The 14,771-nt window shown below is 55.3% G+C and carries 13 protein-coding genes and 1 pseudogene; 9 read left to right on the top strand and 5 right to left on the bottom strand.

Going from position 1 to position 14,771, the window contains the following annotated elements:
• Positions 1-547 precede the first annotated feature (547 nt).
• Positions 548-1,132 (top strand): annotated as a pseudogene (locus AC2FLP_RS19830) (DNA polymerase beta superfamily protein).
• Between the two features lie 451 nt (positions 1,133-1,583).
• Here AC2FLP_RS19830 and AC2FLP_RS19825 read toward each other — a convergent pair.
• The 4 genes from AC2FLP_RS19825 to AC2FLP_RS19810 all read right to left on the bottom strand — a co-directional run bounded on the left by AC2FLP_RS19825 (position 1,584) and on the right by AC2FLP_RS19810 (position 6,117).
• Positions 1,584-2,537, bottom strand: coding sequence for a BMP family protein (locus AC2FLP_RS19825; RefSeq protein ID WP_496685829.1), 954 nt, complete (start codon positions 2,535-2,537; stop codon positions 1,584-1,586).
• A gap of 89 nt (positions 2,538-2,626) precedes the next feature.
• On the bottom strand, positions 2,627-3,559 hold the full coding sequence (locus AC2FLP_RS19820) for an ABC transporter permease (protein ID WP_496685826.1): 933 nt from the start codon (positions 3,557-3,559) through the stop codon (positions 2,627-2,629).
• 3 nt (positions 3,560-3,562) lie between these two features.
• A complete protein-coding gene (locus AC2FLP_RS19815) occupies positions 3,563-4,648 on the bottom strand; it encodes an ABC transporter permease (protein ID WP_496685823.1) in 1,086 nt (361 codons plus the stop codon).
• Complete coding sequence (locus AC2FLP_RS19810) at positions 4,645-6,117, bottom strand: ABC transporter ATP-binding protein (RefSeq protein ID WP_496710070.1); 1,473 nt, start codon at positions 6,115-6,117, stop codon at positions 4,645-4,647. The genes AC2FLP_RS19815 and AC2FLP_RS19810 overlap by 4 nt, the downstream gene beginning before the upstream one ends.
• 220 nt (positions 6,118-6,337) lie before the next feature.
• Between AC2FLP_RS19810 and gcvA the strand changes: the two genes are divergently transcribed.
• The 8 genes from gcvA to AC2FLP_RS19770 all read left to right on the top strand — a co-directional run bounded on the left by gcvA (position 6,338) and on the right by AC2FLP_RS19770 (position 14,289).
• On the top strand, positions 6,338-7,264 hold the full coding sequence (gene gcvA / locus AC2FLP_RS19805) for a transcriptional regulator GcvA (RefSeq protein WP_366551229.1): 927 nt from the start codon (positions 6,338-6,340) through the stop codon (positions 7,262-7,264).
• A gap of 97 nt (positions 7,265-7,361) precedes the next feature.
• Entirely contained in the window at positions 7,362-8,045 is a 684-nt protein-coding gene (locus AC2FLP_RS19800; protein ID WP_496685817.1) for a DUF1989 domain-containing protein, read from the top strand.
• On the top strand, positions 8,035-9,546 hold the full coding sequence (locus AC2FLP_RS19795) for an amidohydrolase family protein (protein WP_496685814.1): 1,512 nt from the start codon (positions 8,035-8,037) through the stop codon (positions 9,544-9,546). Before AC2FLP_RS19800 ends, AC2FLP_RS19795 begins: the two co-directional genes overlap by 11 nt.
• A gap of 15 nt (positions 9,547-9,561) precedes the next feature.
• Positions 9,562-10,449 (top strand): polysaccharide deacetylase family protein, encoded by an 888-nt coding sequence (locus AC2FLP_RS19790; protein WP_496685811.1) that lies wholly within the window; start codon positions 9,562-9,564, stop codon positions 10,447-10,449.
• Positions 10,446-11,717 carry an amidase family protein gene (locus AC2FLP_RS19785; RefSeq protein ID WP_496685808.1) on the top strand — a complete coding sequence of 424 codons (1,272 nt, stop codon included), beginning with the start codon at positions 10,446-10,448 and terminating at the stop codon, positions 11,715-11,717. Before AC2FLP_RS19790 ends, AC2FLP_RS19785 begins: the two co-directional genes overlap by 4 nt.
• A gap of 95 nt (positions 11,718-11,812) precedes the next feature.
• A complete protein-coding gene (locus tag AC2FLP_RS19780; RefSeq protein WP_496685806.1) occupies positions 11,813-12,472 on the top strand; it encodes an FMN-dependent NADH-azoreductase in 660 nt (219 codons plus the stop codon).
• 270 nt (positions 12,473-12,742) lie between these two features.
• A complete protein-coding gene (locus tag AC2FLP_RS19775) occupies positions 12,743-14,089 on the top strand; it encodes a dihydrolipoyl dehydrogenase family protein (RefSeq protein ID WP_496685803.1) in 1,347 nt (448 codons plus the stop codon).
• A 41-nt stretch (positions 14,090-14,130) separates the two neighbouring features.
• The gene (locus tag AC2FLP_RS19770; RefSeq protein WP_496685801.1) at positions 14,131-14,289 is read left to right on the top strand and encodes a hypothetical protein; all 159 of its coding nucleotides are present in this window, start codon (positions 14,131-14,133) and stop codon (positions 14,287-14,289) included.
• Between the two features lie 91 nt (positions 14,290-14,380).
• On the opposite strand, the gene AC2FLP_RS19765 is transcribed toward AC2FLP_RS19770, so the two are convergent.
• Complete coding sequence (locus AC2FLP_RS19765; RefSeq protein ID WP_496685798.1) at positions 14,381-14,716, bottom strand: SMP-30/gluconolactonase/LRE family protein; 336 nt, start codon at positions 14,714-14,716, stop codon at positions 14,381-14,383.
• Positions 14,717-14,771 lie beyond the last annotated feature (55 nt).

Here is a 14,771-nt window from a genome sequence, read left to right as displayed (position 1 = left end):
AGTTAAAGGTCTGTGACGTTCCACATTTCCTGTTGAACGTCACACAAAGCTGACCCAACCGTCACAGTTGGACCAGAAGCGGGGTGAACGTTCGACACCGGAAGGCACACCCGATGTTGGACATCAATTGATTTTGGCCCTCGCGTCTTAAACTGACCCAAATTTCCCATTTTAAGGCTCCTGCAGACAGTTTCGTTTGATCTGGCTTCCCTTATGGAAAATCAGGGCTGATTTGCAGACCAGACAGCGAAGCTGCCTGTTTCTGCCGATCTGCCACGTGGCGAACGCGGGAGGGGGCGAGGCAATGCTATTCGATAGGGGTGGTGCGGCCCGCAGGCACAGCCGAGGACACGGTCCTGTCCAATAGCGTTGCCCGAGGGGGAGGGCCGCGCCCTCACCCTGACGGCCAAGGGCGTTTCGCTGGTCCATATCCCGCTGGCCCACGAAAGGAAGGTGATGGGAAAGAGGGCTTACCGCTATTTGCGATCGAACCCTTCTGTCAAACTTCAAATAGTAATAGTGGCCACAAAGCGTACCTTCGCTACACGTGCAACATATCGAGGGCGATTGGGACATTAACGGGTGGGATATTCGTAAGGCACTTGGTTTGTTGATCAAACCTAACCCTGTGATGTTGGAATGGTTGTCCAGTCCTATCAGGTACAGGTGAAATGATGTGATATGTGAACGGCTGATTGCCTTCGCATCCAAGACGACCTTCGGCGAATCCTGTCTGCACCACTATCGCAACCTGGCACAGAAACAGTGGGACAAGCATGTTGGTGAGAGCCAGGAGGTGAGTTTTAAGGCGTATTTCTACATACTGAGACCCGCCTTGGCGATCTCCTGGATCCGGCAGATACCCGATACGCCACCGCCGATGAACCTGCATGATCTTATTAGAGATCAGGACCTGTTTCCCAACCTACTCGGGCATATTGACAGGCTTTTAGTGTCAAAAAGCAAAACCAAGGAAATGGGCCGCGGACAGCGCATAGCGATAACTGACGATTTCATACAAGATCAAATGGCGTGGGCAGCCGTGGTGAAAAAGACCGAAGATTGCCACGACCTCATTGCCGAGGGCAATAACTTGCTGCGGTACATCGTTAAGGAAAATGTCACGGCCTGAAATGCCAATATAGAAGGCATGTGGCAGCAGATCGGGCGTTCAACGAGAGACCGGTGGATATAACACCCGAACTGCGATGTGCAGGGGCTTTCTGCTGTTGTCTTTTGCCAAGAAATCAAAACCGGACCCTAGTGCAGCGTGCGGAGAAGATTCCAAAGGAGCCCAGTTTGACCGATGCTGCAATGAGCTTGGATGTCTGGTCACAAATTTTGCAAGGATGGTGTTGATTGAGCGTTTCCATGGTTGGATCTTAGGTAGTCCTGGATTTGTTCATTATCGGGTACTGTCGAATTGAAAACCAGCAATAGAAAGCCTAGCGACTCCGGCGAAATCGGGGGTAACACAGTCCCACGCGGCACAAGCGAAAGGCTTCAATCATTGATTTCTCTGGCTAAAAAAGCCCCCAGACTTGGGGGCGAGAGTAAAAGGAGGAGCGATTATTAGGTATGCATTATTGTGGATTTACAACCAAAGTGCCGGACTTCATGGCGTCGATCAGTTTGTTGACTTCATCCACAACGTCCACCGGGATATCTGGGTGGAACGACCCGATCCGCATGGCCAGTTCATTGCCCATATCCGCCCGGTAGAGCGCACCTTCCAGTTTGCCAGCAGCTGCCAGTTCCAGGTAGGACCGCATGTTGCCTCGGATATCCAGAATAGCGGACTGCAGGATTCCTGGCCATTCGTTGATCGCATCACGATAGATGCCGATGCCATAGACGCCTTTTTCCTGAACGGCCTGCATGGAGCCCAGCGTCGCGCTGTCCATTGTCGGCCAGACGACATCGGCGCCTTGGGAAATTTGGTTCAAAGCAGCTTCTTTGCCCTTGGCGATGTCATCCCAGTCGCCGGTCCAGGTAACCAGCACTCTGACGTCCGGATTGGCCGCTTTGGCCCCCGCTTGATAGCCAGCAACCGTGTCGGTCGTGAATTTGAACTGTTGCGCCGCGATGATGCCGATGGTGCCTGTGTCTGACATGGAGCCCGCGACGTAGCCCATCAGATAAGCGATTTGGCTGAAATAGAAATCTGCGTTGGCAATGTTGTCTTTTGTGCCCAGTCCGTTGTTCACCATGAACATGGTTTCCGGGAAGCGTGCTGCGACACGTTCCACTGCGTCCTGGAATTCTCCGCCGTGACCGATCACAAGGTCATACCCCCGGCGTGCGTAGTCGCTCAGGACTTCGATTTGTTCCGGCTGATGCACGCTTTCGGAAAAAGCGGCTTCAAAGCCAAGCACTTCACCTGCCTTGGTGAGACCTTCGAAGCCGGCTTGGTTCCAGCCGTTATCAGAAATCGATCCGGGCATAACGATCGCGGCGCGTTCGATCCCGTCAGCGGCCGTAGGCCCGGCCAACATCAGTGCCGCAAGCCCCGCCAATAGTTTGGACTTCAATTGCATTGTTGTTCTCCCATATTGGATATGTGTTGTCAGGGTGACGGGAGGATCGTGACGTGAAAAACGATGGTTTCTCACGTCACGGCTGAGATTTATCGATGCTCTCGGTCGTAGGGCAATCCGACGCTTGCAGGTGCGCTGGCCTTGGCGCCGAGGACCACGAGTGCGATGAGCGATGCGAGGTAAGGCAAGATCAAGAAGAGCTGATAGGGAATCTCTGGCGAGGTGAATTGCTGTTTGAATTGCACCGCATCACAGAAGCCGAAGAAAAGCGCCGCGCAGATCGCACCGATGGGCGACCAACGTCCTAAGATGATTGCCGCAAGCGCAATGAAGCCTTTGCCCGCGCTCATGCCTTCTGCAAACACATAGACTTGCGATAAGACCAGGTGCACCCCTGCCAGTGCCGCGAGGGCACCGCTGACTACTATTGCGAGATATTGCATGCGAAAGACAGGAACCCCGGCCAAGTCCGCGGCCTTCGGGTTTTCGCCAACGGCGCGAAGGTCCAGACCCTTGTGGGATTTCATCAGCCAGAACCAGGCGGCTATTGCCAACCCGATCAAAAGGTAGAACAGCGGATCCTGGGAAAACAGGGACGGGCCAACGACGGGAAGATCTGACAAGAAGGGAAAATCGATCTGCGAGAATCCGTTTACTCGCGCCCCTCCGGCCTGAGCACCAAATATCTGACGGGACAGAAATGCTGTGAGTCCGGCCAGCAGCAGGTTGAGCGCGATACCACCAACCAGCTGGTTGATGCGCAGCCGGATCGACATATACCCAAGCAGCAGGCCAGAGATCAAGCCGCAAATTATCCCGCATCCGAGCCCGATCACGGCGGAGCCCGTTGCGAAAGAACCAGCAGCAGCGCCAAGCGCTCCGGCTAGGATCTGACCTTCGAGGCCGATGTTGTACAGCCCGCCACGCTCCGCGATCACCCCGCCAAGGGCAGCAAAAGCAATTGGCGTACCCAATCGGGCGGTTCCGGCAAGGACGTCGCCCAGCAAAACAAGATCAATCATAGCTTATACCTCTTTCTTTTGGTGTTGTGTTTGGCGGCGCAGCCGCAGGTTTTTTGCCAGAAGTTTCAGAATGGATTTTGACCTAGTTCGCGGTGTCACGAGGGCGGCAGCGACAAAAACCACGACGAGCCCCTCGACCACTTCGATGACAGAACTGTCGACCCCGACGGCACGTTGCATCGTTCCCGCCCCGGAAGAGAGCCCGGCAAGGAACAGCGCGGTCAAAGGCGCGACAATTGGATTAAGAGCCGCAAGGAAGGCGACGACAATCCCGTCATAGCCGTAGCCATCGCTAAACAGGTGGAACAGGCGGTACTTCAACCCGATCACCTCGATTGCGCCGGCCAAACCGGCAAGGCTGCCGCCAATCAACATGGCGCGAATGATGGTCTTTTTCTGGTCCACACCGGCATAGGCCGCAGCGCGCGCATTGCGCCCCACAAGGTCCAGTTGGAAACCCGATGGCGTGAAGCGCAGCCAGAAATACAAGATGATCGTCATGCCCAGCCCGAATACATAGCCCGCATGGGTATCAGATTGCGGCATCAGAATAGGCAGGCGATAGGCTTCGGAGACTTCCTCCGAATAAGGATATGGCGCGCCTTCAGCCAATAGCGGCCCAGCCACGGCATAGCTGACGATGTGGATCGCAATGAAGTTCATCAACAGCGTGACGATGACCTCATTCGTGCCCCGATAGGCTTTGAGATACGCAGGAATTGCCGCCCAGAACGCCCCGCCGGCGGCGGCGGCGATAAATATCAGCGGCACGCCCAATAGACCGGGCAGATCGGGGATCGCCAAAGCAAAGACGGCGCCGAACAACCCACCAATATAGATCTGCCCCTCGCCACCGATGTTGAACACACCGGCACGCATCGGAATGATCACGGCCAGCCCCGCTAGAAGCATCGGCGAGGCTTTGACCAAAGTATTGGAGAACCCCCAGTAATTCAGGAAGGATTCCAGAAACAGAACCTTATAGGCCTCAAACGGGTTGTGCCCGTCGAGCAGGATCAGCACGCCGCCAACGCTCAGCGCTATAAGTAAAGCAATCGCAATCCGGCGTTGTATGGTAAATCTGATCATAGTACCTCCTCCGGCGCTGCGGTCATCAAGAGCCCGATGTCTTGAAGAGTTGTGTTTTCTGGATCGACAACACCCGTGATCCGGCCAAAGGCCATCACGGCGACGCGGTCAGAGATGTCGAGCACATGTTCAAGTTCAGTGGAGATATAGAGAACCCCCACACCGCTTTGGGCGACGGCACGGATCTTGTTCTGAACAAATTCCGTTGCGCCGACATCAAGCCCTTTAGTCGGCTGTACGACGACCAAAAGATTGCGCGCCCTGGCCACTTCACGGGCTAGAACGATCTTTTGTTGATTGCCACCGGATAGAGCCGAGGCGTTCAATTTCGGGTCAGGGGGCCTAATGTCAAAGGCCGCGACCACGTCGCTTGCGATCTCGTGCATCGCGCGCCGGGAAATCAGACCGCCAGACATGAACCTGTCTTCGCCAATGGATCGAAAGGCTATATTTTCTTCGACACTGAGCGACAGGACCAAGCCTTCGGCATGGCGGTCCTCGGGAACGAAGCCTATGCCATCTGCAATGCGCGAAGCGATGGAGGCGCTTGATATCTCCGTGCCATAAAGGTGGATGGCGCCGCTGGTTTGCCTTTTGAGGCCGGTGATCACCTCGCTCAACTCCGTCTGGCCATTGCCGTCGATCCCAGCGATTCCAAGAATTTCGCCAGCCTTCACGGAGAGGGTCAGATCCTGCAGGATTTCCGCGCCGCCTGGATCGATCAGGCAGACATCAGAGACAACCAGAGCGTCCGGTGCTGAGCTGGTGTCGTTGCGCGCCTTTTTGGCCTTGGGCGTCTCGACCGTTTCGCCGGTCGGCTTGTCTCCCATCATAAGCGCTGACATCTGGGCCATAGGCGTGGTCGCAACCGGAAGGACTCCCTCGACACACCCATGGCGCATTATCATGACGCGATCGGCAATTTCGCGGATTTCATCGAGCTTGTGGCTGATGAAAAAGACGAGGCAGCCGTTGGCAACTAGCTTGCGCACCCCTTTGAGAAACGGCGCGACTTCGGTCGGGGTAAGAACGCTGGTGGGTTCATCCAGGATCAGTATCGACACATCGCGAAACAGCGCCTTAAGGATCTCCACCCTTTGCTTCATGCCCACAGGCATTTCCGTGACGCGGATGTCGAAATCGACGTTAAAGTCAAAGTCGCTGCAAAGCTGCCGAATGCGCGCCCGCGCTTCGGCACCCCTCTTTGTGCTGGGCAAGCCGATCAGAATGTTCTCTTCGGCGTTCATCGCGCCGACCAGGCTGAAATGCTGGTGGATCATGCCGATCCCATGCTCAATAGCTTTTGCTGGGCTGGTCACCGAAACAGGTGTTCCGCCCAGTTTGATTGCGCCGTTATCGGGCTGATACAGGCCGATCAAAACGCTTGCGAACGTGGTTTTCCCCGCTCCGTTCTCGCCCAGAATCGCAATGCACTCGCCCTTCGAGGCCAGCAGATTGACATCGTGCAATGCACGAACGGCGCCAAACGACTTGTCTATGCCGGTAACTTTCAAAAATGGATCCAAGACAACCTCCCAACTTTCACGCAAATTCAAGAGAGAATGTCCTATCTTCTCAAATTAGATGTTTTCACCTCACAGCTGAGAAATTCGTCCACATGAGAACTGGCAATCGGGTTAGAGTGGAGCGACGAAATAGCATCGCATCAGGAGAGCAAAGCCGCGCGTCATGGCGAAGATACCGTCGTTGAAAAGCATTCAGGCCTTCGAAGCAGCCTGCCGGCATCTGAGTTTCAAGGATGCCGCCGATGAATTATGCGTCACTCCGACTGCCATTTCCCATCAGATCAAATCGCTGGAGGATCAACTTGGAGTACCCCTGTTCCACCGGCTGACCCGCGCCTTGAAATTGACGGAGGATGGGGCCAATTATGCGCCCCACATTATTGAGGCCTTCAAGAACATCGAAGCCGCCTCTCTCGCGCTGGAGGAAGACGACCTTGCGGGCACATTGACAATCTCAACCACCGGGTCCTTTGCCGCCAACTGGCTTAGCCCGCGGCTGCGAGGCTTTTACGAGAAATACCCGGAGATTTCGGTAAGGGTTCTGTCAAGCGATCAACTGGTGGATTTCAAATCCAGCGATGTGGATGTGGCCATTCGGTATGGCTTTGGCGATTATCCTGACAGCAATGTGGCTTGGGTCTTGAATGACTGGGTAGCCCCTGTCTGCAGCGTGGAAAAGGCGAAGTCACTGAGTTCCCCCGAAGAGCTTCTTAAGTCTCGTCTGATCGAATACCAATGGAGCGGGTTTTCCGATGCGGATCCGAGTTGGGAGCGCTGGATGGACGCGGCTGGCTTGCAGACTGGTGATGTCGAGCCCTATGTCACTTATTCCGAGGAACACATCTGCCTGCTGACGGCAAGCGATGGTCATGGTGTGGCCCTGGTCAGCCTTTTGGCCGCCGCGCGTTTTCTGGAACGTAATATGCTGGTCGCCCCCTTTGACACGGCATTGAAGAACAAGAGCTATTTTCTCGTCTGCCCGGAAACTTACGCCAATCGTGCACGCGTTCGTGTGTTCCGGGAATGGCTATTGGACCAAGCAGATGAGTTTCGTGACAGCGCCGTCGGTCAAAGGTTTTTTGAAGATTAGCGCGTCCGCAACGATCTAATCCGTCGCTTGAATTTTTGTCATTTCTAAACTGCCGAGAAGCATGCGTTTCTGAACCCCTAACCAGGAGTTCTTGCACATGCAAAGTTTTGACCCTTCCCAACCCGATGGTTTCAATCAAACACTGGACAGCACGGTCTCTGCCGACGGCGCCCCGGTCCTGGCAGTACGGTATACAGTGCCAGCACGTTGCGGTGTCGCAGTACGTTTGATAGCCGGGCAGACTTTGACCATCACCAATCCGACCGGCTGGCAAGTCTGCGATTTCTGGGCGTTCAATGCGGCGGAGCTGCATGAATATTTGTCTATACCGCATGTGCATACGGATCTTCTGTCTGTTTTCCCAAAGATCGGTGACAGGTTGGTCAGCAATCTGCGCAATCCTCTTCTGACGTTGACCCAAGACACATCGCCGGGTGTTCATGACACAACGATCGCCGCTTGCGATGCCAACCGGTACAAGCAATTGGGCGTCACTGATTACCACGACAATTGCGCCGACAACTTGAGGCAGGCCTTGCTTGCTATCGGGAAAAAAGCACCACATGTGCCAGCGCCCTTCAATCTGTGGATGAACGTACCAGTTCACCCTGATGGCAGCCTTGCCTGGGCTGCGCCAGTGTCAAAGCCGGGGGATAGCATAACCTTCAAAGCTGAGATGCCAGTCTACGCCGTGATGTCGGCCTGCCCGCAAGATATTACTCCAGTCAACGGAGACGAAGGCAAGCCGAGCGCGCTGGAATTTGTTGTTCATGACGGATGATGGCGGCGACATTTTTTCTGCACGCTGGATCATCGAAGATGCTTTTCACAGTCACAACGACTTCGCTCTTTATGTTCTAGACGGTAGAATAGGTGGCTTAGCACCTCTGGCCGTATTGAAGTCACGTTATCCCAGCGCAAGGGTGCACTCGGACACAAACACGGCGATCCTGCCCGGGTTTGTGAATGCTCATCACCATTGTTATGGGGTGAACCTGATCAACCAAGGGATACGGGATGACCTGTTAGAGCCTTGGATTTTCGCCTCCGCTGGCGCAGCCGACATTGCGCCGCGCCTCGCCACTGAATATGCGGCAATGCGCTTGCTGAAGAATGGGGTAACGGCTGTTGTGGATGCTGGCACTGCGGGTCAGACAGCGGCCATTGCCGAAGCGAAGATAAGGGACAAAATCGCCGTATATAATGGGCTTGGCCTGTCCTGTGCCATCGCGCCGGGCGAGAGATGGCACAACCAGCTTGTGCATCCATATGGGCAAAGCCAGTCGTTTCTGACCACCTTGCCCGAGGTTCTGCGATGCAAACTGCAACGCCAACACGTTGCGCGTACACGTATTGCACCGCAAAGCTTTGTACGGCTTCTGTCCCGGATGAATGGCGAATACGCGGCATCTGAATGCGCTGATGTGTGGTTTGGCCCCACTGCACCGCATTGGACGGGCCGAGAGATCCTTCGCGACATTGCCAGGAAGGTTCGCGAAAGCAGCCAGCGCATTCACACCCATGCAGAAGAGTCTCGGCTGCAGCACCTGTCGGCTACAGCCTGGAGTTTTCAGGGTGCCATCGCAGAATTGGGCAAAGCTGGCCTGCTCACTGACGGCTTGTCTTTGGCGCATATGGTCTGGGCGGACGAAAAAGATCTGGCGCGAGTGGCCGAGGCGCGCGCGCATATTGTGTGCAATCCTAGCTCCAATTTGCGGCTGCGGTCCGGCATTGCACCCGCGCCATTGATGAAGCGGATGGGCATCAACCTCGCACTGGGGATGGATGGGACCAGCCTGGCAGGCGATGACGATATGTTCGCCGAAATGCGTCTGGCGCAAAGCCTTTATTGGTCGAGTGATCGGGCGAACCCTAGCCTGACGGCGAAGGATGTTTTCGACATGGCCACTTTGGGTGGCGCGCGTTTGATGGGTATTGATCACAGCATCGGAAGCCTGTCCGTTAGAAAACGCGCCGACTTTGTGATCCTGCGCCTGGACCGTCTTGAAGGTCCCTGGTTAAACCCCGGCATTGATCCGGTTGAGCTGTTGGTCAGCTCGGCAAAATCCACGGACATCCAGAGCGTCTTCACCGGCGGACAACTGGCCGTTTCGCACGGCGAGGCCCAAAAGTGCGACGAAAAGAAAATTCTTCAAAACATCACCGACAGCATGCAGCGCGCCGCGGATCAAAGGCTGAGCGCCAGTGAATATGCCGTCGTCAAATCCGCATTACAGCGCTGGTATGACGATTGGCTGACGAACAATGCCCCGCAATTGTGACAGAGGAGCAAGACCATGCAGAAAAAGATAATCTGGCCAAACGGCGCGCGATGCGCCTGTGCGATCACCTTTGATATCGATGCGGACAGCCTGATCCATATCGCAAAGCCGGTCGACGGGCATGATCGCCTGTATCCGATCTCGATGGGGCGCTACGGGCCGACGGTTGCCATCCCTCGGATTCTAGAAACCTACAAACGCCTCGGGCTGAAACAGTCCTTCTTCGCACCCGGATGGGTCGTGGAGCAATATCCAGATGCTATGCAAGCCATACTGAAAGATGGTCATGAAATCGGCCATCATGGCTATTTGCACGAAGACCCGACAAACCACAGCGCGTCTGAACAAGTCTATTGGTTTGAACACGCGCTGGAGTCGCATAAGCGGGTTCTGGGCAATGTGCCAAAAGGCTATCGCGCACCGGTTTACAATGTGACGCAAGCCGTCATCGACCTGCTGAACAAGCATAAATTCGACTATGACAGTTCGCTGATGGCGGATGATGTGCCATATCTCATGCGATCCGGCGGGCGGACTTTGGTCGAACTTCCACCGCATTGGGGGACCGACGACTGGCCGCAATTCGCCCATTTTGAGGAGATTGGCTACATGATGCCCGTCGCCGGGCCACGCGCCGGGCTGACCCCATTTTGGGAGGAATTCGAAGCCCAATACGAAGAAGGTGGCTTCTGGATCGGTATTTGGCATCCCTTCCTGACCGGGCGTTTGGCGCGGTGGCGGCACGTGGAAGACTGGATGGAAACCATCTTGAACAGGGGTGACGTCTGGTTCGCCACTCTCGGAGAGATCGCGCAGCACGTGCGCACGCAATATGAGGCAGACCGGCAAAGCGTACGGGTTGAAGAACTGCCTTATTATAAGGCTCCGGTCCTGACGACATGAATATCCTTCAACGGGCGCGCGACATCGTGGCTTCGCTCGACGCGCAGCGCGAGATATTCCTTAGCGTTGCGCCCGATAGACTGTTGGATGATGCCCGATCCGCCTCCGCGCGGCAGGCCGCAGGGAGCCTGCTTGGCCCGTTGGACGGCCAGTTTCTTGCGGTGAAGGCCAATATCGACGTGCAAGCGTTCCGAAGCTATGCGGGATCTTTGGCCATCGATCCTCAACCAGCAGACAATGACGCCCCGATCGTGGCCAAGCTACGTTCTGCGGGCGCGATCATTCTGGGTCATGTGAACATGTCGGAGTTCGCTTTCTCCGGGCTCGGAGTTAATCCGCATTTCGGCACCCCTCTGAATGCGTTGGATAGCACACTGGTGCCCGGAGGGTCCTCGAGCGGATCGGCGTCAGCCGTTGCCTTGGGCTTGGCCGACATCGCATTGGGCACAGATACCTCCGGCTCCGTGCGCATTCCGGCCGCCTGTCAGGGCCTGGTGGGGTTTCGCCCAACTATGGGCCGTTATGAAAGCGCCGGGATTTTACCACTGGCGCCTTCTCTGGATACGCCAGGCTCACTCGCTTTTAACGTCAGTCAGATTTGCGCTGTAGATCGCGTTTTGTCGGATTGCAAAGAAACCGGGGACGCCTGCCGTCATATTCTGTGCCTGAGGGAAGACGCCCTGGTGGGATTTACCCCGGAAATCAGGGCTATGTACGAACAGGCCCAGCAGCATTTGTCCGATCATGGCATCGAATTGGAAAGGGTTGATATCCGTAGTTTCACTCGTGTCACGGAGATCTTCCAAACCTATGGAACGCTGGTGAGTGCCGAAGCCTTTCGTATTCTGCCAAGCTTGGTCGGAGACCAGCAGGCCAGACTGGACCCAAATGTGCAGGATCGCCTTGCACAGGCGGCTTCAATCCTTGGCACAGATCTGCAGGCATTGCTGGAAATCCGGCGGGCACTCATCTCAGACTTTGGCAGGGAACTGGCAGGGAAGATGCTGCTTTACCCGACATTGCCGTCGTACCCGCCGTCTGTTCAAGCCGTGACCCGCGATAAAGGGGTCTTTGCACGGGAAAACGCCCGTATCCTGTCGGTATCAATGAAAGCCGCTTTCCTCAATGCCCCAACAATTTCCATTCCATTTGGAGAACGGAGACCGGGGGTCAGCCTATCCTTGAGCGGCGGCGCAAACAGGGACGCGGATGTACTTGCGACGTCGTCTCATCTGGAGAAGATTTTTTCAGCGATTAGAGATGGCTGAGGTCAGCTCACTCTATTCAGAATTCTCTTCATTTGTACCTGTGCGTCTCTGGCTTCACCTTTGAATCGTTCATTGCAAACTGACTAGGTGACAAGATGACCACAATCCTGAGAATTGACGCAAGCGTGCGCCGCACCGACAACCCTATTGCGGCCTATAACTCCATTTCCCGCGCTTTGGCGGACAGTTTCGTGGAAGAATGGAAAACGGTTGATCCGGACGTCGAAATTATTGTGCGTGACGTCGGAATGACCCCGCCGGACTTCATTTCCAACGATTGGATCGCGTCCGTCTTTACACCGGATGAAGAACGCACTCCTGAACAGAGCGCTTTGGTCAGCTTGTCTGATACGCTGATTGACGAGCTCGACCGCTCCGACATCCTTCTGATTTCGACGCCCATGTACAACTATGGCATGCCCGCAGCCCTGAAGGCTTGGTTTGATCAGATCATCCGGATCAACAAGACATTTACGTTTGATTTGGCGCGCGGCGACTTCCCTCTGGAACCGATCATGTCCGGAAAAACACTGGTGCTGCTGACATCGGCTGGCGAATTCGGCTTTGAGAACGGTGGGATTCGCAATGACTCGGGCCACCTTTCTGCGCATATCGGCACCTTGCGCAAGTACCTAGGCGCAGAACGCATGTTCGAAGCTGCGGCCGAGTATCAGGAATTCGCCGATGAGCGTCACAAAGCTTCGGTCGCCTCAGCTCAGGCCCAGGCACGTCATATTGCGCGTGAGCTTGCCTAACCGTTTGCAGACCGGCAACTGGAGATGTCTATGGCCGCGACTACAATTCCCGGGGACGCGTCACCGGAGCGTTGCTTGCTTGACTGATCGAAAAACCTGACGCGCATTACTTTTTGTGCGGACCAGTCAGTTTCATGGGCGACGTGCAGGCTGACCTGAAAAGCCAAGGCGTTCCCGCCGAGCAGATCCATACCGAAAGTTTCGGTTCCGCCATGTGATCTCTATAGACGAAGATCCGCAATCGGAAATTAGAACGAGAGGAGTAACAATATGCGCGAGTCATATGATGTGATCATTATTGGTGGGGGCAATGCAGGGTTCGGTGTTTCCTCTGTGGCACATGAAGCCGGAAAATCCATTGCCTTTATCGAAGCGTGCGATTTTGGCGGGACCTGCCCCAATCGCGGCTGCACGCCTAAAAAAGTTCTTGTGGCAGCTGCCCACGTAATGCACGAGATCGAACAAGCGCCCATCCACGGGATCGAAGTCAGCAAGCCAAAGCTCAATTGGGCGAAACTGATCGAGCGAGAGAAGAGTCTGATTGGTTTCATCCCTGAAGCCATGCAGGGGCTGGCCGAAAAACGCGGGGATGTCTTTCGAGGCACTGCGCGTTTTATCAGGCCGAACGAGGTTGAGGTCGACGGTCAGATTATACATGGCAAGGACATCGTTATCGCAACAGGATCGAAGCCAAGGCCTCTGCCTATCCCCGGCACCGAGCACATGATCACGTCCGACGAAGTTCTTTCCGATGCGACATTGCCGAAAGAAGTTGTCTTCATTGGCGGCGGCGTCATTGCCATGGAGTTCTGTCATGTCTACGCGCGAGCCGGAGTGCAGGTGACAATCCTTGAAGCGTTGCCACAGTTGCTGCCACATATGGACAGTGACGCCGTATCGGCTCTGCAAGTGGAAACCGAACGCCTGGGTGTAGCGGTCAAAACCGGAGTATCGGTGACGGCAATCGAGAAGACTGCCGACGGGTTGCGTGTTGAATTCGAACATGACGGCAGAAACCAAAGTCTTTTAGCCGAGCGGGTCGTCAACGGCGCAGGCCGCGTCGCCAATATCGACGGGCTTAACCTCGATGCCGCCGGTGTCGGGCATGACGGACTTCGCATTCTGATCGACGATACGATGCGGTCCACCTCCAACTCTTCAGTCTGGGTTGCGGGCGATGCTGTCACCAGCTCCGCTCAACTTTCCCCCATCGCAACGTATGAGGGTCAGATTGTCGGCCACAACATCGTGCATGGACCAACTAAAAGGCCGGATTACAGCGTGATCCCCTGCGCCGTCTACACCGTTCCAGCGCTCAGCACCGTGGGCCTGACTGAAGCCGAAGCGCGGGAAAAGGGTCTCGATGTCTCAGTTACAGTTTCTGATATGTCCGGTTGGTTTTCCACCAAGACCTATGCGGAAACGGCAGCCTGGTCCAAGGTTTTAGTCGACAAGAGTACCGATCAAGTCTTGGGTGCTCATATTCTGGGCCATCACGGTGACGAACTGATTCATCTCTTTTCGATGGCCATGCGTCACGGCATCTCTGCCAGCGATCTCAAGTCCTCGCTTTATGCGTTTCCGACCTTCGCTGCGGATATGAAATCCTTGATTTAGAGCAGCTTGATACAAGCTGATCCTTCCCAAAGGAGAGCCGCATGAACGATAAAGTCTGTCTGATTACAGGTATCGGTGACGGAACCGGAGCATCGGTTGCCCGCCGGTTTGCATGGGACGGATACCGTATTGCCTTGCTGGCCCAGAACGCAGTTAAGTCGATGTCATCAGCCATGAACGCCCGCGCGTCGATTACCTGAGAGCCGAAGGTATTGGTAACTCTCTATTGTGCGCCTTGGACAAGACGAAACGCGCGGCCCGTTAAGGCCTTCAGCATAGTAGCCTCTGCCATCAGAAGAGAAAAGCGCCAGTTGTTGGTAGGAGGACTGCATATACGCTTGTGGAGGCGGTAATGAACAGGCGATTACGTTTCGGCCCGCCAAAGCAAACATTCGAGACTTCTTCTGGGACGAAAATCTTGCCCAGCAGCGTGCCATCCGGGTGGTAACAATGAACGCCGTCCTTTGCACTCGTCCAGACACGGCCTTGGGTATCGAGCCGAAATCCGTCAAAGACGCCTTCTTCGCATTTAGCAAAGACATCCCCGCCAGAGAGCTTGCCGTCTGCACTAACGGAGAACGCGCGGATATGATGCTCTCCGCTTGCGTTGTCTGACGTCAGCGCCAATGGGACAGTTTAGGTCGATTTGATAAGAGAGGGTTTCTGGCTCATCGTAACCGCC

Source organism: Ruegeria sp. CDSA141, from assembly GCF_059612005.1.
Note: the sequence above shows the minus strand (reverse complement) of the source record. Positions and strands in the feature narration are given on the sequence as shown.